20 protein-coding genes are annotated in these 20,850 nt (G+C 65.7%); 14 read left to right on the top strand and 6 right to left on the bottom strand.

The genetic code is table 11. The annotated features are described in order from the left end of the window. Positions 1-59 precede the first annotated feature (59 nt). Complete coding sequence (locus AC5P56_RS10620; RefSeq protein ID WP_495231629.1) at positions 60-695, top strand: hypothetical protein; 636 nt, start codon at positions 60-62, stop codon at positions 693-695. Here the strand turns inward: AC5P56_RS10620 and AC5P56_RS10615 are convergent. From AC5P56_RS10615 to msuE, 3 genes are read right to left on the bottom strand one after another with little or no spacing between them, the layout of a single operon-like run. Beyond that, entirely contained in the window at positions 652-1,686 is a 1,035-nt protein-coding gene (locus tag AC5P56_RS10615) for a methionine synthase (RefSeq protein ID WP_014647229.1), read from the bottom strand. The two genes, AC5P56_RS10620 and AC5P56_RS10615, sit on opposite strands and share 44 nt — an antisense overlap. 38 nt (positions 1,687-1,724) lie before the next feature. Then, positions 1,725-2,702 (bottom strand): DUF1852 domain-containing protein, encoded by a 978-nt coding sequence (locus AC5P56_RS10610; protein ID WP_014647228.1) that lies wholly within the window; start codon positions 2,700-2,702, stop codon positions 1,725-1,727. 56 nt (positions 2,703-2,758) lie between these two features. Next, complete coding sequence (gene msuE, locus AC5P56_RS10605; RefSeq protein ID WP_041863466.1) at positions 2,759-3,343, bottom strand: FMN reductase; 585 nt, start codon at positions 3,341-3,343, stop codon at positions 2,759-2,761. 176 nt (positions 3,344-3,519) lie between these two features. On the opposite strand from msuE, the gene AC5P56_RS10600 reads away from it, so the two are divergent. Together AC5P56_RS10600 and AC5P56_RS10595 are read left to right on the top strand one after the other, a co-directional pair. After that, the gene (locus AC5P56_RS10600; protein ID WP_032958925.1) at positions 3,520-4,434 is read left to right on the top strand and encodes a LysR family transcriptional regulator; all 915 of its coding nucleotides are present in this window, start codon (positions 3,520-3,522) and stop codon (positions 4,432-4,434) included. Beyond that, on the top strand, positions 4,434-5,303 hold the full coding sequence (locus tag AC5P56_RS10595; RefSeq protein WP_495231628.1) for a methylenetetrahydrofolate reductase: 870 nt from the start codon (positions 4,434-4,436) through the stop codon (positions 5,301-5,303). Before AC5P56_RS10600 ends, AC5P56_RS10595 begins: the two co-directional genes overlap by 1 nt. Before the next feature lie 6 nt (positions 5,304-5,309). Here AC5P56_RS10595 and AC5P56_RS10590 read toward each other — a convergent pair whose 3' ends face one another. Further along, on the bottom strand, positions 5,310-5,588 hold the full coding sequence (locus AC5P56_RS10590) for a hypothetical protein (protein WP_197604628.1): 279 nt from the start codon (positions 5,586-5,588) through the stop codon (positions 5,310-5,312). A gap of 232 nt (positions 5,589-5,820) precedes the next feature. On the opposite strand from AC5P56_RS10590, the gene AC5P56_RS10585 reads away from it, so the two are divergent. The 3 genes from AC5P56_RS10585 (at position 5,821) to AC5P56_RS10575 (ending at position 7,582) form a co-directional block, all read left to right on the top strand. Further along, entirely contained in the window at positions 5,821-6,348 is a 528-nt protein-coding gene (locus AC5P56_RS10585) for a DUF6622 family protein (RefSeq protein WP_075076936.1), read from the top strand. A gap of 129 nt (positions 6,349-6,477) precedes the next feature. Continuing rightward, complete coding sequence (locus AC5P56_RS10580; RefSeq protein ID WP_212577328.1) at positions 6,478-7,005, top strand: hypothetical protein; 528 nt, start codon at positions 6,478-6,480, stop codon at positions 7,003-7,005. Positions 7,006-7,015: 10 nt separating this feature from the next. Next, positions 7,016-7,582, top strand: coding sequence for a hypothetical protein (locus tag AC5P56_RS10575; RefSeq protein ID WP_032958916.1), 567 nt, complete (start codon positions 7,016-7,018; stop codon positions 7,580-7,582). Between the two features lie 13 nt (positions 7,583-7,595). Here AC5P56_RS10575 and AC5P56_RS10570 read toward each other — a convergent pair whose 3' ends face one another. Then, on the bottom strand, positions 7,596-8,498 hold the full coding sequence (locus AC5P56_RS10570) for a LysR family transcriptional regulator (RefSeq protein WP_010485668.1): 903 nt from the start codon (positions 8,496-8,498) through the stop codon (positions 7,596-7,598). 109 nt (positions 8,499-8,607) lie between these two features. Here AC5P56_RS10570 and AC5P56_RS10565 point away from each other — a divergent pair, with 109 nt between their 5' ends. From AC5P56_RS10565 to AC5P56_RS10545, 5 genes are all read left to right on the top strand, one after another. Continuing rightward, on the top strand, positions 8,608-9,735 hold the full coding sequence (locus tag AC5P56_RS10565; RefSeq protein ID WP_495231663.1) for a 4-oxalomesaconate tautomerase: 1,128 nt from the start codon (positions 8,608-8,610) through the stop codon (positions 9,733-9,735). Positions 9,736-9,810: 75 nt separating this feature from the next. Then, positions 9,811-10,869, top strand: coding sequence for an ABC transporter substrate-binding protein (locus tag AC5P56_RS10560; RefSeq protein WP_041864185.1), 1,059 nt, complete (start codon positions 9,811-9,813; stop codon positions 10,867-10,869). 13 nt (positions 10,870-10,882) lie between these two features. Beyond that, entirely contained in the window at positions 10,883-11,716 is an 834-nt protein-coding gene (locus tag AC5P56_RS10555) for an ABC transporter ATP-binding protein (RefSeq protein ID WP_014647218.1), read from the top strand. After that, on the top strand, positions 11,700-12,476 hold the full coding sequence (locus tag AC5P56_RS10550) for an ABC transporter permease (RefSeq protein ID WP_005409726.1): 777 nt from the start codon (positions 11,700-11,702) through the stop codon (positions 12,474-12,476). Before AC5P56_RS10555 ends, AC5P56_RS10550 begins: the two co-directional genes overlap by 17 nt. A gap of 132 nt (positions 12,477-12,608) precedes the next feature. Further along, positions 12,609-14,042: an OprO/OprP family phosphate-selective porin gene (locus tag AC5P56_RS10545; RefSeq protein WP_495231627.1), complete on the top strand. Its 1,434-nt coding sequence runs from the start codon at positions 12,609-12,611 to the stop codon at positions 14,040-14,042. Between the two features lie 25 nt (positions 14,043-14,067). Here AC5P56_RS10545 and AC5P56_RS10540 read toward each other — a convergent pair whose 3' ends face one another. Continuing rightward, entirely contained in the window at positions 14,068-15,315 is a 1,248-nt protein-coding gene (locus tag AC5P56_RS10540) for an arsenic transporter (protein WP_041863460.1), read from the bottom strand. A gap of 293 nt (positions 15,316-15,608) precedes the next feature. Here AC5P56_RS10540 and AC5P56_RS10535 point away from each other — a divergent pair, with 293 nt between their 5' ends. From AC5P56_RS10535 to AC5P56_RS10525, 3 genes are all read left to right on the top strand, one after another. Then, positions 15,609-16,790 (top strand): serine hydrolase domain-containing protein, encoded by a 1,182-nt coding sequence (locus tag AC5P56_RS10535; protein WP_111205713.1) that lies wholly within the window; start codon positions 15,609-15,611, stop codon positions 16,788-16,790. Between the two features lie 106 nt (positions 16,791-16,896). After that, complete coding sequence (locus tag AC5P56_RS10530) at positions 16,897-17,109, top strand: hypothetical protein (protein ID WP_046430752.1); 213 nt, start codon at positions 16,897-16,899, stop codon at positions 17,107-17,109. 574 nt (positions 17,110-17,683) lie between these two features. Further along, positions 17,684-20,812 carry a TonB-dependent receptor gene (locus tag AC5P56_RS10525; protein ID WP_495231626.1) on the top strand — a complete coding sequence of 1,043 codons (3,129 nt, stop codon included), beginning with the start codon at positions 17,684-17,686 and terminating at the stop codon, positions 20,810-20,812. Positions 20,813-20,850 lie beyond the last annotated feature (38 nt).

Raw genomic sequence — 20,850 nt, 5'->3', positions numbered from 1 at the left:
TTCCCGTAGCCCGGCGGTGCGGAGCAGGCGTAGCGGAAGCAAGCGCGCCTTAACGATTCATGGTCTCGAACAAGCGCACGGTGCGGATCTCAGCCGGTGCGACGGGCGCTCGTATCCTTCCCGACATGAGTCCTCCCTTCGATCTTCCAGAGTTCATGACGGTCACCCGGCCCTCCGGCTGGGTACGGAGCGGCGAGCGCTGGGACCTGTGGTGGAACGGGCGCTCGGTGGCCAACATCGTGCCGCATGCCGAACTTGGCTTCCGGGTCTACCTGGATGCACGCAGGATGTCCCAGACCAAGGTGGTGGCCGCCACGAATGTGCGGCAGGCCAGGCGCTACGCCGAGCGCTGGTGTGCTGCGCGGCTCTTCCCACAGCTGCGGCTGCGCGAGGCAGTGGCGCGCCTGGTGGACGTAGCGCCGGAAGCAGGCGCTGCGCCGTCGCCCGCGCTTTCGCGGGAACAACGGCAGCAGGCCCGCCGCCTGGCCGAGGCCGGGGCGGGGGAGGTGGTACGGATCAAGCAGGCACTGGCGCCGCGACAGCCCGCGATGAAGACCCGACCGGAAGTGCAGGGGCGGGGTGGAGCCTGGTCGATACCCGGCCAGGCTCCGTCAAACCGACATTCGAACGACAATTCCTCCCCAGCCAGGGTTATGCCGAGAGTTCTTCGCGAACGATCCTCGCTCCCGCGCTGAGTGCGCGCAGCTTGCCCCTGGCCACGTCGCGCGCCAGTGGCGCCATGCCACAGTTGGTGCTCGGGTAGAGCTTGTCGGCGTCCACGAACTGCAGCGCCCTGCGCAGGGTGTTGGCCACGTCCTCCGGGGTTTCCACCGTGGTGGAGGCCACGTCGATGGCACCGACCATCACCTTCTTGCCGCGCACCAGCTCGATCAGGTCGATCGGCACATGGGAGTTGTGGCATTCCAGCGAGATGATGTCGAGGCTGGAGGTCTGCAGCTTCGGGAACGACTCCTCGTACTGGCGCCATTCCGAACCCAGCGTCTGCTTCCAGTCGGTGTTGGCCTTGATGCCGTAGCCGTAGCAGATGTGCACCGCCGTCTCGCACTTCAGCCCTTCGATCGCACGCTCCAGGGCGGCCACGCCCCAGTCGTTCACCTCGTCGAAGAACACATTGAAGGCCGGCTCATCGAACTGGATGATGTCAACGCCGGCGGCCTCCAGTTCCTTCGCTTCCTCATTGAGGATCTTCGCGAACTCCCAGGCCAGCTTTTCGCGGCTCCTGTAGTGCGCGTCGTACAGCGTGTCGATCATCGTCATCGGGCCCGGCAGCGCCCACTTGATCGGCTGCGTGGTCTGGCGGCGCAGGAACTTCGCATCCTCCACGAACACCGGCTTCGGGCGGCTCACCGCGCCAACCACGGTCGGCACGCTGGCGTCGTAGCGGTTGCGGATGCGCACGGTTTCGCGCTTCTCGAAGTCGACGCCGCTGAGATGCTCGATGAAGGTGGTGACGAAATGCTGCCGGGTCTGCTCGCCGTCGCTGACGATATCAATGCCGGCGTGCTGCTGTTCCTGCAGGGACAGGCGAAGGGCGTCCTGCTTGCCTTCAAGCAGCGCTTCGTCCTGCAGCTTCCAGGGTGACCAGAGTGTTTCGGGCTCTGCCAGCCAGGAGGGTTTGGGCAGGCTGCCTGCAGTGGAGGTGGGGAGCAGCGTCTTCGTCGGCATTGTGTCGTGTGTCCTGGGGCGGTTGGTAAATCGATGGATCAGCGGGCGGCCCACTGCTCAAGCACGGCGCGGTACGGCTTGATGAAGTGCTCTTCGGTGAACCTGCCCTGCTTGACCGCCAGCTGGCTGCGCTCTTCGCGGTCGTAGACGATGCGGGTGGAGGAGTAGTCCTGGTGCTTTAGACTGGGCTGGTAGACCTTGCCGGCCACGGAATTGGCGTTGTAGATCTCCGGGCGGTAGATCTTCTGGAAGGCTTCCATGGTGCTGATGGTGCCGATCAGTTCCAGGTTCGAGTAATCGCCCAGCAGGTCGCCCTGGAAGTAGAACGCCAGCGGCGCGACGCTGCCCGGTGGCATGAAATAGCGCACCTGCAGGCCCATCTTGTCGAAGTACTGGTCGGTGGGGGAGAACTCACCCTGGCGGTATTCCACGCCCAGAATCGGGTGATGGTTCTCGGTGCGGTGGTAGGTCCTGCTGCTGGAAACACTGATGCAGATCACCGGCCCCTTGCTGAAGTTGGCGCGGTAGGCGTCCGAGCGCAGGAAGTGCTGGAACAGCTTGCCGTGCAGGTCGCCAAAGCCCTCCGGAATGCCGAAGGTGTCCTTGCCCTCGTTGCTGGCCGGCAGCACGACGCTGAAGTCGTAGTCGCGCACGTAGGACGAGAAGTTGTTGCCAACGATGCCCTCGCTACGCACGCCGGTCTGCGTATCGACGATGGTCGGCCGCAGCACTTCGATCAACGGGAACGGATCGCTGCCGTCGGCGCCGTCGATGTGCATCTCCACGGTGATGATGTCCAGCTCGACCGCATAGCGGTCCGCATTCGGGTTGTCCCAATGTGCCAGGTCGTTGAAGCGGTTGTTGATCATGCTGATCGTGTTGCGCAGGTTCTCCCGCCGCGACGCGCCACGGGCCAGGTTGGCGAAGTTGGTGGTGATGCGCGTGCCCTCGGCCGGCTGGTAATCCTCGTTGAAGGGGATGTGCGTGATGCTGAAGGTGAAGGTATCGGTCGTCATGGCGGCGTTCCGGGTTGCGGGGTGACATCCAGATGCAGGTCGGCGGCGTCTGGCATTCAAAGCGTTGCGGTGGCCTCTGCGGTAGCGGGAGGCGCGGCGCGATGGGACAGCGCCAGCAGGGGCATCGCCCGCTGCACGGCCAGTCGCGCACGCTGGATCAGTGCGTCGTTGTGCACGCGGCCCTCGGCGAAATCGCGGTCGGTGGCGTAGACGCCCAGGGGCAGGGTGCGGGCCTGGAAGAAGCTGAAGAGCGGGCGCAGCTGGTGGTCGATCACAAGGGCGTGGCGCTCGCTGCCGCCGGTGGCGGCCAGCAGGATCGGGGTGTCGACCAGCGCATCCTGGTCGATGAAGTCGAAGAAGTGCTTGAACAGGCCGGTGTAGGAGCCGCGGTAGACCGGCGTGGCCACCACCAGGACGTCGGCCTGTTCAACCGCAACCAGCTGCCGCTCCACGGCCTCGGGCAGCTGCGAGCGCCACAGCGCACCGGCCAGCTGCGGTGCCAGCTCACCGAGTTCGATCAGCTGCTGTTCGCTGTGGATGTCCTCGCCGATCAGGTCCAGCAGATGCTCGGCCAGGGCGGCGGCCCGGGAGGGGCGTTGCAGTCCGCCGGAAACGGCGACGATACGGAGGGGGCGGGTCATCTGTTCGCTATCAGCGGGGGAGGGGAGCGCCTTCGGGCATCTGCAGGTGCGCAGCCCTGCAGGCCGGCTGGGTCAGCAGGCTGGCAGGCAACCGAAGGCATGACCCGATCCTAGCCATGCCCTTTCATGACGTAAAATGGTATTACTTCACCAATCCATGAATGAGATTCATCGTCATGTTGGAACGGATCCACCTCAGCATCGTGCAGCAGGTCGAACAGCAGGGCTCGCTCACCGCGGCCGCCGGGGTGCTCAACCTGACCCAGTCGGCGCTCAGCCACAGCATGAAAAAGCTGGAGCAGCAGCTGGGCACCGATGTCTGGCTGCGCGAAGGCCGCAGCCTGCGCCTGACCCAGGCCGGGCAGTACCTGCTGGCGGTCGCCAACCGGGTACTGCCGCAGCTGGACCTGGCCGAGGAGCGGTTGGGCCAGTTCGCGCAGGGCGAGCGCGGCGCGCTGCGCATCGGCATGGAATGCCATCCGTGCTACCAGTGGCTGCTGAAGATCGTCTCTCCCTACCTGGCGGCGTGGCCGGACGTGGATGTGGACGTCAAGCAGAAGTTCCAGTTCGGTGGCATCGGCGCATTGTTCGGTTACGAGATCGACCTGCTGGTCACGCCCGATCCACTGCTGAAGCCGGGCCTGAAGTTCATCCCCGTGTTCGATTACGAGCAGGTGCTGGTGGTCGCCAGCAACCACGCCCTGGCCAAGGTGGACCACGTAAAGCCGCGCCAGCTCGGCCAGGAAGTGCTGATCAGCTACCCGGTGCCGTTCGAGCGCCTGGACATCTACAACCAGTTCCTGCTGCCGGCCGGCATCACCCCGCGGCGCCACAAGGCCATCGAAACCACCGACATCATGATGCAGATGGTGGCCAGCGGCCGCGGCGTGGCTGCCATGCCGCGCTGGCTGGTGGAGGAGTACGCCACGCGCATGGACGTGGTGCCCGTACGGCTGGGCGCCAAGGGCATCCCCAAGCAGATCTACCTGGGTGCGCGCGAGGCCGATACCGGTATCGACTACCTGCAGGCCTTCATCGAACTGGCCCGCAACAGCTCGCCGCTTGCCGGCAATGTGGGCGGAGCGCGTTGATGTCGGCAGGCCTGTCACCGCGGGCGGAAGCCTTCATCAACGCCTTTTCACTGGAAGTCAGCGCGAAGGCCATGCCTGCGCTGCGCGCCGAGGCGGATCGGATCCCGCGCGGTACGGTCATCTCCATTCCCTGGCTGGCCAGCGAGGATGACGACGCCCGCCTGGCCGCCGTGCGCACCGTGCGCGCGCTCGGATTCGAGCCGATGCCGCATCTCTCTGCCCGCCGCATCCGGTCAGCCGCATCGCTTGCGCGCTTCCTGGAGCGTGCGGCCGGCGACGCCGGGGTCGCGCGTTGCCTGCTGATCGCGGGCGACCTGGCCACGCCCGCCGGACCGTTTGCCGACAGTGCTTCGATCATCCAGACCGGTCTTCTGGAGCACTCCGGGATCAAGGTCGTTGGTATCGGCGGACACCCGGAAGGGCATCCGGTAATGAGCAGTGACGAACGCTGGCAGGCGCTTGAGCGTAAATGCCAGAGCATCGAAGCGCGCGGCATGGCCCCCTTGATCGTCACCCAGTTCGCCTTCGATGCCGATGCCGTGCTGGCCTGGCTGGATGCACTGCGCGCGCGTGGCATCAGCGTCCCGGTGCTGGTCGGCGTGCCGGGCCCGGCCAGCGTCTCTCGCCTGCTGCGCTACGCCGCGATGTGCGGCGTGGGCGCCAGTGCATCGATGCTGGCCCGGTATGGCATCTCGATCGGCCGGCTGCTCGGCACGGCAGGGCCGGAGGTGTTCGTCGATTGCCTGGTGAAGGGGCTGACCCGCGCCCATGGCCAGGTCAGCCCGCATTTCTTCCCGTTCGGCGGCGTTGCGCCGTCGCTGGAGTGGGTGGCGCAGTACCGGCGGCGCATTTCCGGCACCGATGGTTGAATCGCCTCAGCCCGGCAGGTCGCACTTCATCTTTCCGTCCACGTAGTAGGGCTTGGGCACGCTCGGGTTCGGGTTGGTCTTCTCGAAGACCACCTCGAACGAGGCGGTGTCGGCCGAGCCCTTGCGCTCGGTACACGCGTCCTGCAGCTTCTTCTTGACCGCAGTGATGCCGGCATCGCGGTTGGCACCCTCGGCACTGTTGGTCAGATTCACGGTCTCTGCCGAGGCCAGCGGGCTCAGCACAAGCAGGCCGCCGGTCAGTATCAGGGTGTGCAGCTTCGTCATGGTTCGTACCTGGCAGGTCTCCAATGAGGCCCCCAGCATAGGGCAGGGCCGTCAACAGCATGTGCCCGGCCCGGCCCGCCCCGGCCGGGTCAGGCCAGGGCGTGCTCGCCACGGCGTAACCGGCGATGGCTGACAGCTGTCACTGGCTGCAACCCGGGCGGAAGCGAATAGTGAGCGCCAAGGCGAGGACACCTCGCCACCACTCAGCCACCACTCACCAGGGGGACCGCTCATGAACATGCTCCAGCAACTCGCCTCGCAGACGCCGATCTGGGTCTGGCTGCTCCTGGCCTTCCTGGTCACCCGTGGCATTGCCGCCATGAAGCCGGCCCAGACCTCGCTGCAGAAGCTGGCGATCGTGCCCGGCCTGTTTGCCGTCTGGGGTGCGTGGTCGATCAGCCATCGTTTCGGCGCGTCGCTGATCGCCTGGAGCGAGTGGCTGGCCGGCATCGCCACGGGGGCCGCGCTTGCCTGGCTGCTGTTGAGTCGATTGAAGCTGACGCTGGACCGCAGCACCGGCAAGCTCTGGCGCAGCGCGGACTTCAGCCTGCTGCCGCTGCTGCTGGTCACCTTCCTGGTGAAGTACGGCTTCGAGGTCGCATTTGCGGTGTCGCCGACGCTGACCGCCAGTGCCGGCTTCAGCGCCGCCTACCTGCTGCTGACCGGCGGGTTCACTGGCGTCTTCGTGGGCAAGTACTGTCGCTACCTGGCCTCGCTGCGGATGGATGCGGCGGGGAAGGGACTGGAAACCGCAGGTTGATTGACCTGGTAGTGCCGGTCGCTGGAGGCTCCGCAGGTCATCGGCAATCGAGTTTGGCGTTACCATCGGAGCGGCTGCACCTCCCGTGAGAGCCCGGGATGGATGGAACCATCTGAGCAGGAATCGATAGTGGAAGCGATATATCCGGTCGGCGTTGCAGGGGGGATGCGGATCATCTGGTTTGCCTGGGTATCAGGTGACCATGATCGGGTGATGTCCAGCAATGGAAGGCCTGTCTGCGATAGCAGCAAGGAAGGGCTGGAGGGTCAGGTTGCCGCGCGCGGCCGAGTCCTGGACTGGGAAGGAGAGTCCGTCATTGACCTCGACTCGCTGATCTCGTCTGTAGATTCAGGGCGGGAGGTCGACCCCGGCGAGGTCGTGGATGCATGGAATTTCATGACGGACCTCTCCAGGGTGATCGACAGCGCCCCCAATCAGCTGTTTCATGCCGAGTTGATGGAGACCTATGACATCTTCTTTTCGCAGTGCGAGGTCGCTCAATCGCTTGGTCTGAGATCGATTTCCATTGCAAGGCGCGATCTGGATCGAGCCCTTGTTGTCCTGCGCGACGGAAGGCGAATGGTGCAGGGCATCCAGTTGAACATTGAAAGTCCTATGCCGTCGCCAACCGTCGGGCGCACGCATGAGATCCATTGATCTGTGGACAATGAAACGGAACGCCAGGAAGGCTGGGTTGCGGGTGGTTGGTAACTTTCTGATTGTTTCGTACACACGCGATGTGATCTCCGGGTTTGCCATGGACCCAGCGCCGTCCTCCATCTATGTATGGACCTTCGCACTTCCGGTCTATGACGGCCTGCCACACCTGCATATGTCTCTCGGCCAGAGGGTCGCTTGCCCGGAAGATCCAAAGGACTTTTTCCGCGGCACGCACGAGGCTCACCTCGCAATGCTCGAAGGGGTGAGAACAGCTGCGGACCTTCTGATGTATGTTGAAGAGGCCGGTTTCGAGGGCGATTACTGCCAATGGGTGAAGTACCTGTCCACCATTCGCCTGGGCGATTTCCCGGCCGCAGACGCTGCACTGAAGAATCTGCTCGCACTGCCGGTGTCCAGCGCGATCCGCGGAAGACTGGACAGGATGCTGGAGGCAATCGGGCGAGGTGGCGAATCAGGCGCGCGGCAGCTTCTGCAGGAATGGTCGATGCAGACGGCCCGATTGATGGGTGGCAGCAGCACATTCGCCTGGAGTCAGGACAGCACAAGCGCGTGAACCGCGCGGTTGCTCACGCCTCCCCACGCCACTGGCTCATCAGCATCTGAAGGAATCGCTCTGCGGTGGGCGAGAGCAGGGCACCCCGTCGGCGGACGATGCCGATCGTGCGCGACACCACCGGGTTGCCGATCGCGCGCGTCACCAGGGTGGGGTGATCCCCGTCCGGCGTGGCCATCTTCGGTAGCACCGACACGCCGATGCCGGCCTCGACCATGCCCAGTGACGTCGACAGGTGCGTCACCTCGTAGTGCCAGCTCAACTTGAGGTTCTCGCGCGCCAGCGCGCCGTCCAGCAGCGTGCGGTTACCGCTGGTGCGATGCACGGTGATCAGCTGGTGCTCGGCCAGATCAGCCCATTCCACTTTGCGCTTGCGGGCCAGCGGATGATCGCGCCGGCAGGCGAGGACGAAGGGGTCCTCGGCCAGCACGTCGAAGTCGAGATTCGGATCGTTGGCGCCCATGAAGTTGATGCCGAACTCGACTTCACCACGTTCCACTGCCTGCAGACCCTCCGTGGCCGGGATATCCAGAATGCGGAAGCGCACGTTCGGGTGTGCTTCGTGGAAACGCGCCATCACGCTGGGCAGGAAGTAGAACGCCGCCGTCGGCAGGCACGCGATGGTCACGGTGGCGCCGCGGGTGTCTTCGCGGCCGCGCAGCGAGAACAGCGAGCCATCGAATTCCTCCAGCATGCGGCGCACCAGTGGCAGCAGGTTCTCGCCGACAGCGGTGGTACTGACGCTGCGCGTGGTGCGCTCCAGCAGCGGCGAACCCACGGCCTGCTCCAGCTTCTGTATCCGTCGGCTGAGCGCCGGCTGGGAGACGTGCAGGATTTCAGCGGCGCGATGGAAGCTGCGTGTCTCCGATACCAGCAGGAACGCGCGTAGATCCAGGATTTCGCAATTGATGCTCATTGGGTATCAATCATCCAAAAATCAGCAATTCACAGATCAATTAGGGTCATGCCAGTATCGAATCACAGAGGGGTCATTCATCCCCTATACGCATCAATCTAGCACACGTATGTCCAACGATCTGCTCAGCATTCCCTGCGTGCTCATGCGCGGCGGCACCTCCAAGGGCCCGTTCTTCCTGGCCAGCGACCTGCCGGCGGACACCGCCGAACGGGATCGCCTGCTGCTGGAAGTGATGGGCTCGGGCCATCCGTTGCAGATCGACGGCATCGGCGGTGGCAACGCACTGACCAGCAAGGTGGCGATCATCGACCGCTCGAGCCGGGCGGACGCCGACGTGGACTACCTGTTCGCCCAGGTCCGGGTGGAGCAGCAGGTGGTGGATACCTCGCCCAACTGCGGCAACATGCTGGCGGCCGTGGGCCCGTATGCCATCGAGCGTGGGCTGGTGCAGGCGCAGGATCCGCAGACCGAGGTGCGCATCCACAACGTCAACACCGGCAAGCTGATCATCGCCACGGTGGAAACGCCGGGCGGCACTGTGGCCTACCGCGGTGATACGCGCATTGCCGGCGCGCCGGGCGCAGCCGCGCCGGTCAGGCTCTCCTTCCTTGATGCGGCAGGCGCCCGCACCGGCAAGCTGCTGCCCAGCGGGCATGCGCAGGAAACCATCAATGGCGTGCCGGCCAGCCTGGTGGACTGCGCCATGCCGATGATGCTGGTGCGTGCCGAAGACCTGGGCGTGCGCGGTGATGCCTCGCCCGCCGAACTGAACGCGGACGCGGCGTTCATGCGCCGGCTGGAAGCGCTGCGCATCGAGGCGGGCGCCCGCATGGGCATCGCCGACGCCGGCAACAAGGTCATTCCCAAGCCGGTGCTGCTGTCGGCGCCGCAACAGGGCGGCGATCTGCAGGTGCGCTATTTCATGCCGCACCAATGCCACACCGCACTGGCCATTACCGGTGCGGTCGGCCTGGCCACCGCCGCCGTCACGCCGGGCACGCTGGCCCACACTTTGGTCGGATGCCGGTCCGTTCCCGGCAGCATTACCCTCGAACATCCGAGTGGGGCCCTGGAGGTGGGCCTCAGTCGCAGCTCGGGCGATTCGCCGGTGATTGCCAGCGTGGTCCGCACCGCACGCCGCTTGTTCGAGGGGCGCGTGTACGCGACTTCGCCCGCGCCCGCGCCCGCCACGGCCAGTGCCACCCAAGCCCGCCAATGGACGTCAGCGGCATGATCTGAACCCGGACGGGCCTGCGTAGACGCGCATGCCCGCCATTACAACGTAGATGCTTCACTCCTGGGAGGGATGATGTACAAGCAGTTCTTCTTGGCCGCGCTGTGCGCGGCCGGTCTGGCCGCGGCCGGATGCAGCAACAGCGGGCGCAGCGAAGGCGCATCCGCCGGCGGTGGCGACAATGCCCCGGTACGCATCAGCGTCGGCTCCTACAACCTCAACAACCTGCCGTTCTTCATCGCCGACGCCAAGGGGTACTTCAAGGACGTCGGCCTGCAGGTGAAGACCGAGAACTTCGCCCAGGGCGGCTCCAAGGTATTGCAGGCGCTGGTGGCCAATTCCACCGACGTGGCCGTCGGCTTCTACGACCACACCATCCAGATGCAGGCCAAGGGCAAGGACGTGGTGGCCTTCGTACTGCTCTCGCGCAACTCCGGCCTGGTGATGGCCGGCCGCGAGGATGCCACCTTCGATCCGGCGCGCCCGGAGACCATCAAGGGCCAGAAGGTCGGGATCACCGCGCCGGGCTCCTCGTCCGACTTCTTCGTCCGTCACTTCCTCGCCCAGCACGATATTCCGGCCGACAGCATCTCGTTGATCGGCGTCGGCTCGGGCGCCGCAGCGGTGGCCGCGCTCGAGCAGGGCAAGATCGACCTGCTCGTCAACTATGATCCTGCCGCCACCCTGATCACCGAGCGCAAGGTCGGCAGGATCATCCTCGACGCGCGCAGCGACGACGGCGCCCGCCAGGTCTATGGCGGCCTGTACCCGACCTCGGTGATGTACGCCAACCAGAGCTTCCTGGACACGCGTCCCGAAGCGGCCGAGAAGATCGCCCGCGCCGAGCAGATGGCCTTGAAGTTCATCGCCGACAACAGTGCTGAAGACATCGTGGCCGCGCTGCCGGACAGCTACGTCTCCGGTGACCGCGCCACCTATGCCCGCGCGGTGGAGAACGCGCGCGCGATCTTCACCCGGGACGGTCACTTCACGCCTGCCGATCTGGAAACACCGCTGAAGGTGCTGCGTGAGTTCAACACGGATGTCGCCAAGGCCGATATCGATCTGTCCCGGACCTATACCAATGCCTTCGTCGAGCGTGCCAACGCTGCGGCGCCGGCTGCCCAACCGTAAGCGGAGGTAAACCATGGCCCTCAATGCCACCGTGCGCCAGTTCAATGGCGCGCCGCAGCTGGAGCCTGCACAGACCATGGTCGCCATCAACAAGGTGACCATGTCCTTCGGCGAATTCACCGCCGTACGCGATGTCGACATCCAGGTGGGTGACGGCGAGTTCCTTGCCATCGTCGGACCCACCGGCTGCGGCAAGAGCACCATCCTCAATTCCGTGGCGGGCCTGCTGAAGCCGTCGTCGGGCCAGGTCAGCATCGATGGCCGTGCCGTCAGCGGCGTGCAGGAGTCGGTCGGCTACCTGTTCCAGCAGGACGCGCTGCTGCCGTGGAAGACCGCGTACCAGAATGTTGAACTCGGCCTGCGCTTCCGTGGTGTGCCCGAGGCCGAACGCAAGGCCAAGGCCAACGCGTGGCTGGCCAAGGTCGGCCTGGCCGGCTTCGAGCATCGCTACCCGCACCAGCTGTCCGGTGGCCAGCGCAAGCGCGTGCAGATGGCCCAGGCGTTGATCGTCGAGCCGAAGGTGATCCTGATGGATGAGCCGTTCTCGGCGCTGGACATCCATACCCGCCACCTCATGCAGAACGAGCTGCTGAGGTTGTGGCAGGAAGACCGGCGCTCGGTGATCCTGATCACCCACGATCTGGAAGAAGCGATCGCCCTGGGCGACCGCGTGGTGGTGCTGTCCTCCGGCCCGGCCAGCCGCGTGGTGCGCAGTTTCGATGTGGATCTGGAACGGCCGAGGAACGTGGCCGAAATCAAGCTGGATGACCGTTTCACCGACCTGTACCGCGACATCTGGGCATGCCTGCGCGGCGAAGTGGAGAAGAGCTATGCACGCCAAGACTGACAAGTTCATCCAGCTCGCGCTGGTGGTCGCCGTGTTCGGTGGCTGGGAAGGCGGCATCGCGCTGGGCGTGATCGATCCGTTCTTCTTCCCATCGCCAACCGCCATCGTGCAGCAGGCCTGGACCTGGCTGTCCGATACGTCGTTCTATCAGCATGTCTACATCACGCTGACCGAAACCGCGCTGGGCTACATCATCGGCACCGGCCTGGGTGTGGCCGGCGGCGTCTGGCTCGGCCTGAGCCGCCGCTCGGCACGCATCCTCGATCCCTTCATCAAGGGCTTCAACGCGATTCCGCGCGTGGTGCTGGCGCCGATTTTCGTGCTGTGGCTGGGCCTGGGGCTGTGGTCGAAGGTGGCGCTGGCGGTCACGCTGGTGTTCTTCACCACGTTCTTCAATGCCATGCAGGGCGTGCGCGAGGTGAATCCGGTGGTGCTGGCCAATGCCCGCATCCTGGGGGCGAGCCGCAGTGACCTGCTGCGCCATGTCTACTTCCCCGCAGCGGCGAGCTGGATCCTGTCTTCGCTGCGTACTTCGGTCGGCTTTGCCGTGGTCGGTGCGATCATCGGCGAATACCTCGGCGCCTCGGCGGGCCTGGGCTACCTGATCGCGCAGGCAGAAGGCAACTTCAACGCTGTGGGCGTGTTCGCCGGCATCATCATCCTGGCCGCCTTCGTGCTGGTCATCGACGCGCTGCTGGACGTGGTCGAGAACAAGCTGATCACCTGGCGTCCCAACGCCCAGGCACAGGCCACCAGCTGACCCGGACGGGCTGAGCCCGCCTGCCGCGCCGCCGGGCCGATCCGGCGGCGCGCGCTTCCTTCCCCGATCTTCCCCCGCACCACCGCAACGGGCCAGCGCCAGGCCAGGGGGCCGGCTGGCCGGAGAGAGCCCATGAACCATTCCAACGTGCTGCCGCGGGCAGCGCTGTCGGTCGCGCTCGGCCTGCTGTTGGCCAGTGGCCATGCCGACGCACAGTCCACGTCGTCGCTGCCCGCGCCGCTGAGCCAGGCCGAGCTGTCACGCCTGGTGCAGCAGCAGGCACTGCAGATCCAGCAACTGGAAGCACGCCTCCGCGCCGTCGAGGGCGGGCAGGGCAGTGCGGGGGCACCGTCAACGCCGCCCGCGCCTGCGCTGGAAACGCGGGTGGCCGCACTGGAAACCAGCCAGTCCAGGCTGCCGAAGGTCTCCTGGGCCAAGGGTGCACCGGAGTTCAGCAGTGCCGACGGCACGACGGTGTTCCGCCCCCGTGGCCGCCTGTTCGTCGATGCCTCCAGCACCGACGGTTCGGCGGTCGCCGGCCGCAACGTTTCGGGTACCGAGGTCCGTTCGGTGCGCCTGGGGGCCGAGGGGCGCTACGGCACCCTGGGCTGGGTCGTGGAGGGCGACTTCGCCGACAACGCGGTGGCGTGGAAGTCGGTCTACGCCACGCTGGACCACACGCTGTTCGGCCTGCCGGCCGATCTCACGATCGGCAACCGCTTGAACGATCGCGGTATCGATGGCTCAAGCAGCACGTCCAACACGCCGTTCCAGGAACGCAACGTGGTCGGCACGCTGCTGCTGCCGCAGCGCGGCCTGTTTGGTATCGGGCTCACCGAGCGGGTGTATGGAAGGGGCTGGCATGCCAGCCTGTCGGTGGCCGGCAACGACCTCAACAACGCCGGCACCGACAACGACAGCCAGACCTGGGCCACCCGCGTCCACTGGAATCCGCTGGACACCGCCGACGCCACGGTGCATCTGGGCGCATGGGCCTTCCACGAGAAGATTCCCGCCGGGGCCAGCGGCGTGGTGCGCAGTTCGGCCATCGCGGGGCATTTCAACGATCTGGTCAGGATCACACCGGGCACGCTGGTGGGCGCCGAGCGCAGCACCGCCTACGGCGCGGAACTGGCCGGCTTCTTCGGCCCGGCGTGGGCAACCGGCGAGTGGGGTACGCGAAGCCTGCGCGGGGCCGATGCCAGCGGGCGCTATGATCGCGACCACGAAGCGTGGGCGATCTCGGCCGGCTGGTTCCTGGCGGGCGCGCTGCCGTCCTACTCGGGCAAGGCCGGCACGTGGGGCAAGGTGAAGGTGGCCGATCCGGTGACGCGCGGCGGCAGCGGTGCGTGGGAGCTGAAGGGCCGCTATGAGGACGTGGACTATGCCGAACTGCCCAGTGGTGGTACCGGTCACGCGTGGACACTGGGCGCGAACTGGTACCTCAACGATTTCAGCCGGGTGATGTTCGAAGCCGTGCGTTGGCAGACCCGCCACCGCAGCGGCAGTGCTGCGGGCAGGGATGAAGGCACCACCTTCAATACCCGTCTGCAGCTGGCCTTCTAGGGCCGGGCCGCCGCCTGCATTCTGGTCACAGCAGCAACAACGCAGCGATGAGTGCAGGCGGCATCACCAGCGCGCCGACGCGCAGGAAGTCGAGCGCGCTGACATGCTCGCCCTCGCGGCGCAGCGCCACCAGCCACAGCATCGTGGCCAGTGAGCCGGTCACCGACAGGTTCGGGCCCAGGTCCACGCCGATCAGCAGTGCGGCACGGGTCTGTGCGGGCAGTTCAGCCATCTGGCCCAGCGAACCGGCGGCCAGGCCGACCGGCAGATTGTTGGCTACGTTGCTCAGCAGTGCAGCGGCGCCACCGGCCAGCCAGCTGGCCTGGTGGGGAGAAGCCTGCGCCATGGCCTGCAGCGCGCTTGCCGCAGTCTGGATGACGCCGGTCTGCGCCACCGCCTCCACCAGCACGAACAGACCGGCCACCAGCGGCAGCACGCCCCAGGCGACATGCCGCAGCAGCGGCAGCGGGCTATGGCGCTGGCGTATCACCACGACCGCCACGCTCAGCGCGCCGGCGCAGAACGTGGCCAGGCCCAGCGGTCCGTTCAGCGCGGACGTCACCAGCAGTACGCTGCCGGTGAACAGCACGCCCAATGCACTCAGTCGGCCACCCTCGGTCAGCGGGCGATGTTCCGGTGCGGCGACCAGCGGCTGCGCGATTTCGCGCCGGTGTACCCAGCGCAGCACCAGGTAGGTGGCACCAATCGCCGCCGCCGACGGCAGCGCGAACTGCGCCAGCCACTGCAGCAGTGGCGGCATGTGCTGGCCGTACACCACCAGGTTGGCCGGGTTGGAGATGGGCAGCACGAAGCTGGCAGCATTGGCAATGAAGGCGCAGACGAACAGGTAGGGCAGGGGATTGGCGCGCGCCGCCTTGCAGGCCGCGTAGACCGCCGGTGTCAGCACCACGGCCGTTGCATCGTTGGACAGGAACACCGTCACCAGCGTGCCGACCAGGAACACCAGGTCGAACAGGCGTCGCCCCGATCCGCCCGCATGCCGCACCGCGTACAACGCCAGCCAATCGAACAGGCCTTCGCGCCGCGCCAGTTCGGCCAGCACCATCATGCCGACCAGGAACAGGTAGACGTCGCGGCCTTCGGCTACCGCGCCCCATGCGGTCTGCAGCGATACCGCGCCCAGCAGCGGCAACAGGGCGGCAGCACCCAGCGCCCACACATACTCGGGGATGCGGAAGGGACGGAACAGCAGGCCGATGGTGGCAACGGCGACCGCTGCCCAGATCACGAGGGGGGAATGGGGGGCGAGCATGGAGTGGGGGCTTCAGCGGCACCGGCAGCGACCCCGGCGCAGGTGCTCCTGGCGCACGCGATCAGCGGATGGGCGGCCGCTGCAATCATCGCAGGTTCCGGGATCGCCGCATCATACCGTGCGCACTGGCATGGCGACTGCTGGGGGGCCGGGCGGGTTAGTGACGAACCCGGCGTCCAGTGCGGATGGGCAATCAAGCGCGGTATGACTTCAGGCACTGCAGTTTGACTACATGTGTAGTCAAACTGCGGGCACACTCACTGGAAGAGAACGCAATGCCAACGTCCTGCTGGTTGTCCTGCGCCCTGGCCCTCGTGATCGGCATCGCGGGGCCCACCCATGCGACGCCGCGTGCCGACGCCCTCGCCACGATCGAGCGCAACGCGCGTGCTTCGCATACCGATGCGGTGCTCGTGATGCACGACCGGGACACGCTGCTTGAGCTGAAGCCCGCCCCAGCGCAGGAATCCGTGCACCTGATGTCGGCAACCAAGTCCGTCGTCGCGCTGGGCATTGCGTTGCTGCTGGACGAAGGGAAGCTGGCTTCGATCGACGTACCGGTCAGCCAGATCTATCCGGAATGGAAACAGGGCAGGAAGAGCCGCATCACCGTGCGCATGCTGCTGGACCACACCTCCGGCCTGCAGAACGTGGCCAACGCGGGCGCCGAACTGGAAGGGGCCCCGGACCTGGTCAAACTGGCACTGGCAGCCGAGCTGAGTGACGACCCGGGCGCCGTGTTTTCCTACAACAACAAGGCCACCAACCTGCTGCCCGGCATTGTCGAGCGCCTGGCGGGCGAGCCGCTGGATGCCTACCTGGATGCGCGCCTGTTCAAGCCGCTGGGCATTGCCCACCACACCTGGATGAAGGATGAGGCAGGCACTCCGCTGGGAATGGCGGGCCTGTCCCTTCGTGCCGCCGATCTTGCCGCCATCGGGCAACTGTTGCTGGATGGAGGCGTGGCGCCGGATGGCAAACGACTGTTGAGTGAACGGTCAGTGGCATTGATCACTGCTGAAAGTGCCCGTTCGCCTGACGTGGGCCTGTTGTGGTGGCGGATACCAGCGTGGGAACGCTATCAGCTCAAACCCCGGCTGGATGACCTGCTGGCCGGGCACGGCGTTGACGATGACGTGCGCCGCGCCGTGCAGGCCAGCGCGGGGCGCACGTTCGACAGCCGGGGGCAGTTGATCGCATTCCTCACCGAACGGTTGGGTGCGGACGGGCCGCAGCGTTACGCCAGCCAGATCGCCGCGCGCGGCCTGAAGCTCGCCGATCTCTACGACATCACACGGGGACCGGTCGTCGGCTTTGCCGCCAACGGCTACCTGGGCCAATACCTGATGATCGTTCCGGAACAACGCGTCGTCGCAGTGCGCCTGATCCATCGGCGCGAGAGCCACCACGCCCCACAGGACGACTACGCGTCCTTCTTCGCCGATGTCCTGCAATTGGCGCGGGCACTGCAGTAGGTGCTGCCATCATCATGTCCACGCGCTCTGAACAACTTCCTGGAGCCTTCTTCACTGTCGTGCCGCCTAAGGTGGGATGACCCCTTGGCCGCCGGGATACTGAAGCATGTTTGATTACCAGGACTGGACCTTCCACGCCAATGGGCGCACGGTGGTGGCGCGCGTGGCGCTGGACGGCGACGGGGGCGGCACCATCAACCGATACCAGCTGATGCCCGGGCCGGCGCAGTCGGGGCTGTGCATCAAGGTCGCCTCCCAGGACGAGGCCGCGCAGAAACTGGAGGCCGAAGTGATGAAGCTGCTGGGACCGGAGTGGTAGCCCCTGCGTAGCACCACGGTGAGCGGCTCATCTGCTCCGTCCACGATCACGGCGTTGGCCGCGGAAACGGCGGAGCCGGACGGAACGAGTACGGCGAGCCGACTGCGGCGGCGATGCGCTGGAGAGCGTTCACGGTGCGTTCCTTTCTGGATGACCCGCAGGCGCGGGCATCTTTCCTGCGGCGGGTGAGCGGTGACCGGATGCAGCAGCAGCCCGGTCATCAGTAGCGGGGTGATTCCAGCGCCGCTACGCGCGCTGCCGATTTGCTGCGCTGCATGGTGACAAGCGCGAACCCGGGTGATTACTCTCCGCTGCAACGCGATGGTAGCGCTACCAGTCGGACGGGGATCCAGGGTCCAGGGGCTGCCTTCTTTGCCGCGTGTTTGTCCTGGCAGGCTTGAAAAGCAAGTGTAAGTCGCGGCGTGCTCCAGCAGCCGTGCTGTTCGGTTTGGAATGCGGGCCACGCCCGTGCGTGCCCCTGGGAGGGGGCGGTACATCCATTCGATCGTATGTCAGAGGGGACTTTCATGAGCACTTGCAGTTTCCGAGGCACCCCGGGCCCGAGGTCCGGTTCATGAGCCGCGCGTTGGCGAAGTTCCGGTCCCGGGCCATGTTCACCTTCGTGGGTGGCGCCCTGGTCATCAATCCTGCGTTTGCGCAGGACGCAGCAACGGCAACCGGGCAGCAGCCGCAGAGCCAGTCGCAGCCCACCCAGCTCGATGCAGTGCAGGTCACGGGCATACGCAACAGCCTGAGCCAGGCCATGGACATCAAGCGCGACTCGGCGGGCGTGGTCGACGCGATCAGCGCCGAGGACATCGGCAAGTTCCCCGATACCAATCTTGCCGAGTCGTTGCAGCGCATCACCGGCATCTCCATCGAGCGCCGTGACGGCGAGGGCGCGCAGGTGACCGCGCGTGGCTTTGGTCCGCAGTTCAACATGGTCACGCTCAATGGTCGCCAGATGCCCGGCGCCGATGCATTCGGTGCCTCCGGGCAGGTGGCCATCGGCGGTGTCGACGGCGGCACTCGCGCCTTCAATTTCGCGCAGCTGGCCGCCGAGGCCATCAATGGCATCGAGGTCTACAAGACCAGCCAGGCACAGGTGCCCAGCGGTGGCATCGGCGCGACGATCAACATCCTGACCTCGCGCCCGCTCGACCACGCCGGCATCGTGGCCAATGCCGGGGCAAAGCTGGTCTCCGACCAGAGCCAGCCGTTCGACAACGACCTGACGCCGGAGCTGTCGGGCATCTTCAGTTACAGCAATCCGGAAAAGACCTTTGGCGTCAGCCTCAGCGCGAGCCAGCAGAAGCGCAAGGGCGGCTCGGTGCAGGCCACGGAGAACTACTGGAACGTGCAGCCCTGGACGGGGTCGATGCCGGGCAACCCGACCGTGGTGAACGCCCCGGCCGTCGGCCAGCTCTATGCGCGGCCCAACGACCTGCGCTACGCGTTCTCCGAATTCGAGCGCGAGCGAGTCAATGGGCAGGCCGTGCTGCAGTTCGCACCGACGGACAGCCTGACCCTGACCATGGATTACACCTACTCGACCAACGAGATCACCGAGAATCGTGGCGAGCAGGGCATGTGGCTGCAGAACAGCAACTACACCAATGTCCAGTTCGACACCTCCGGTGCGGTCGCCACCCCGGTCTACATCCGCGAGATCGCCGGCACCAAGGACTTCGGGCTGGAACAGCAGCGCAGCATGCAGGAGTACAAGCTGGGCTCGCTGGGCTTCAACGCGGTCTGGAATGTCAGCGACCGTTTCAAGCTCAGCTTCGATGCGCACAATTCGAAGAATGAAAGCCGCCCCAATGACCCACTGACCGGCGGCGGCTCCATCTTCATGAGCATTGCCGGCACCAACAACTGCACCCGTGGCCCGCATTGCGGTGGCTCCTGGGTACAGGAGTTGAACTTCAACAATGGCCTGCCGGTCGGCACCCAGGTCTGGTATCCCAGTACTGCCGATGCGATCGCCGGGACCAATGGCGTGGTCAATCCGGGCTTCCAGGAAGGCGAGATCGGCACCCAGGTGCTGCGCGTCAACGCGCAGACCCAGATCAGCAAGATCAAGCAGGCGCGTGTCGACGGCGAATGGAACTTCGACCACGGCCGCTTCCAGTTCGGCGTGGATACGAACAAGTCCACCACCCACCGCATCCAGGCCGCCGAGGCCTATTCGACACTGGGCGACTGGGGCGTGGCCAACGTGGACCGGGATACTGCCGCCGGCCTGATGGACCTGCTGCAGCCGGTCAGCATCGTCGGCCTGTTCGATGACTACAGTGCCAACAGCTGGCCGGCCTGGCGCGGCAATGCCGGGCAGCTCGCGCAATGGGCGTCGCGCGAGTACGGCGTCGGCCTGGGCGTGGATCCGCAACGCGCGGCCGACAACTTCGTGGAAGAGAAGACCAAGGCGGCGTACTTCCAGGTGGAGCTGGACGGGGAGCTGGGCGGCATGCGCACCAATACCCGCCTGGGCGTGCGCTATGAAACCACCGACGTGGTGTCGACCTCGGTCATTGCCGTTCCCGAGTCCATCGAGTGGCAGGCCAACAACGATTTCCGCATCGTGCTGTCCGATGAGCAGCAGCCCTTCACCGAGAAGGCCAGGTACAGCTACATCCTGCCCAACCTTGATTTCAGCATCGACCTCACCGAGGAACTGAAGGGTCGCGTTTCGTTCGGCAAGAGCATTGCCCGAGCGCCGTACGGCAACCTGTATGCAGGGCCCGGTGCCCAGCAGCCGTTCGGCTCGGTGCTGATCGATCCCTCGTCGCGCGCCAGCGGCAATTCGCAGAACCCGAGCTTGAAGCCGCTGGAATCGGACAACCTCGACCTGGGGCTGGAGTGGTACTTCGCCGACGCCAGCTATGTGTCATTGACCTACTGGAACAAGTCGGTCAGCAACTTCATCGGCAACACGGTCGTCCAGGAAAGCCTGTACAGCCTCACCGACCCGACCTCCGGGCCGGATGCGCGGGCGGCGTTGGACTTCCTGACCAGCGGCGCCTGCGTGGCCCAGGTCGGGCCGGCCAATGCGGCCGCCTGCTCAGCCAACGACACCTCGCTGTTCACCGCACTGGCGCTGCTGCGCAACAATCCAGCTGGCCTGGGCGCCTACAACGGCACCGATGCGCAGGTACTGGCCACCGAAGCGGCCTACGATCTGTATGGGCAGGCCAACGACCCGCTGTACCAGTTCAACGTCAATCGCCCGATCAACCAGAACAAGTCCAAGCTGCATGGCTGGGAACTGGGCGGCCAGTACTTCTTCGGTGACACCGGCTTCGGCGTGCTGGCCAACTACACCGTGGTCAAAGGTGATGTCGGCTACAACAATGGCGGCGATCCGGGTATCGACCAGTTCTCGCTCACCGGCCTGAGCGACACTGCCAACGCCATGCTGATGTACGAGAAGTACGGGTGGTCGGTGCGCCTGGCATGGAACTGGCGCGACCAGTACCTGATCCTGGCCAACCAGGGCTCCAGCCGCAATCCGTACTACGTGGAGCCGTACGAGCAGTGGGATCTCAGCGTCAACTACGCGCTGGATGACCACTGGTCCTTCAGCCTGGAGGCGATCAACCTGACCGGCGAGGATGTGCGGTGGCGCTCGCGCACCTCGCAGATGATCGTCAAGCTGGCCGACCAGAGCCCGCGCTACATGCTGGGCGTCCGCTACAAGTTCTGAGCCTGGTTGCCGATGCGTCCGGCACGGTACCGCTGCCC

The organism is Stenotrophomonas sp. YJH_SMC_131 (genome assembly GCF_059367975.1).
This window is presented reverse-complemented; position numbering and strand designations above follow the sequence as displayed.

Coding starts and splice junctions, on each gene's coding strand:
- AC5P56_RS10620 (WP_495231629.1), top strand. CDS start 60: ATGGTCTCGAACAAGCGCACGGTGCGGATCTCAGCCGGTGCGACGGGC.
- AC5P56_RS10615 (WP_014647229.1), bottom strand. CDS start 1,686: ATGCCGACGAAGACGCTGCTCCCCACCTCCACTGCAGGCAGCCTGCCC.
- AC5P56_RS10610 (WP_014647228.1), bottom strand. CDS start 2,702: ATGACGACCGATACCTTCACCTTCAGCATCACGCACATCCCCTTCAAC.
- msuE (WP_041863466.1), bottom strand. CDS start 3,343: ATGACCCGCCCCCTCCGTATCGTCGCCGTTTCCGGCGGACTGCAACGC.
- AC5P56_RS10600 (WP_032958925.1), top strand. CDS start 3,520: ATGTTGGAACGGATCCACCTCAGCATCGTGCAGCAGGTCGAACAGCAG.
- AC5P56_RS10595 (WP_495231628.1), top strand. CDS start 4,434: ATGTCGGCAGGCCTGTCACCGCGGGCGGAAGCCTTCATCAACGCCTTT.
- AC5P56_RS10590 (WP_197604628.1), bottom strand. CDS start 5,588: ATGACGAAGCTGCACACCCTGATACTGACCGGCGGCCTGCTTGTGCTG.
- AC5P56_RS10585 (WP_075076936.1), top strand. CDS start 5,821: ATGAACATGCTCCAGCAACTCGCCTCGCAGACGCCGATCTGGGTCTGG.
- AC5P56_RS10575 (WP_032958916.1), top strand. CDS start 7,016: ATGAAACGGAACGCCAGGAAGGCTGGGTTGCGGGTGGTTGGTAACTTT.
- AC5P56_RS10570 (WP_010485668.1), bottom strand. CDS start 8,498: ATGAGCATCAATTGCGAAATCCTGGATCTACGCGCGTTCCTGCTGGTA.
- AC5P56_RS10565 (WP_495231663.1), top strand. CDS start 8,608: ATGTCCAACGATCTGCTCAGCATTCCCTGCGTGCTCATGCGCGGCGGC.
- AC5P56_RS10560 (WP_041864185.1), top strand. CDS start 9,811: ATGTACAAGCAGTTCTTCTTGGCCGCGCTGTGCGCGGCCGGTCTGGCC.
- AC5P56_RS10555 (WP_014647218.1), top strand. CDS start 10,883: ATGGCCCTCAATGCCACCGTGCGCCAGTTCAATGGCGCGCCGCAGCTG.
- AC5P56_RS10550 (WP_005409726.1), top strand. CDS start 11,700: ATGCACGCCAAGACTGACAAGTTCATCCAGCTCGCGCTGGTGGTCGCC.
- AC5P56_RS10545 (WP_495231627.1), top strand. CDS start 12,609: ATGAACCATTCCAACGTGCTGCCGCGGGCAGCGCTGTCGGTCGCGCTC.
- AC5P56_RS10540 (WP_041863460.1), bottom strand. CDS start 15,315: ATGCTCGCCCCCCATTCCCCCCTCGTGATCTGGGCAGCGGTCGCCGTT.
- AC5P56_RS10530 (WP_046430752.1), top strand. CDS start 16,897: ATGTTTGATTACCAGGACTGGACCTTCCACGCCAATGGGCGCACGGTG.
- AC5P56_RS10525 (WP_495231626.1), top strand. CDS start 17,684: ATGAGCCGCGCGTTGGCGAAGTTCCGGTCCCGGGCCATGTTCACCTTC.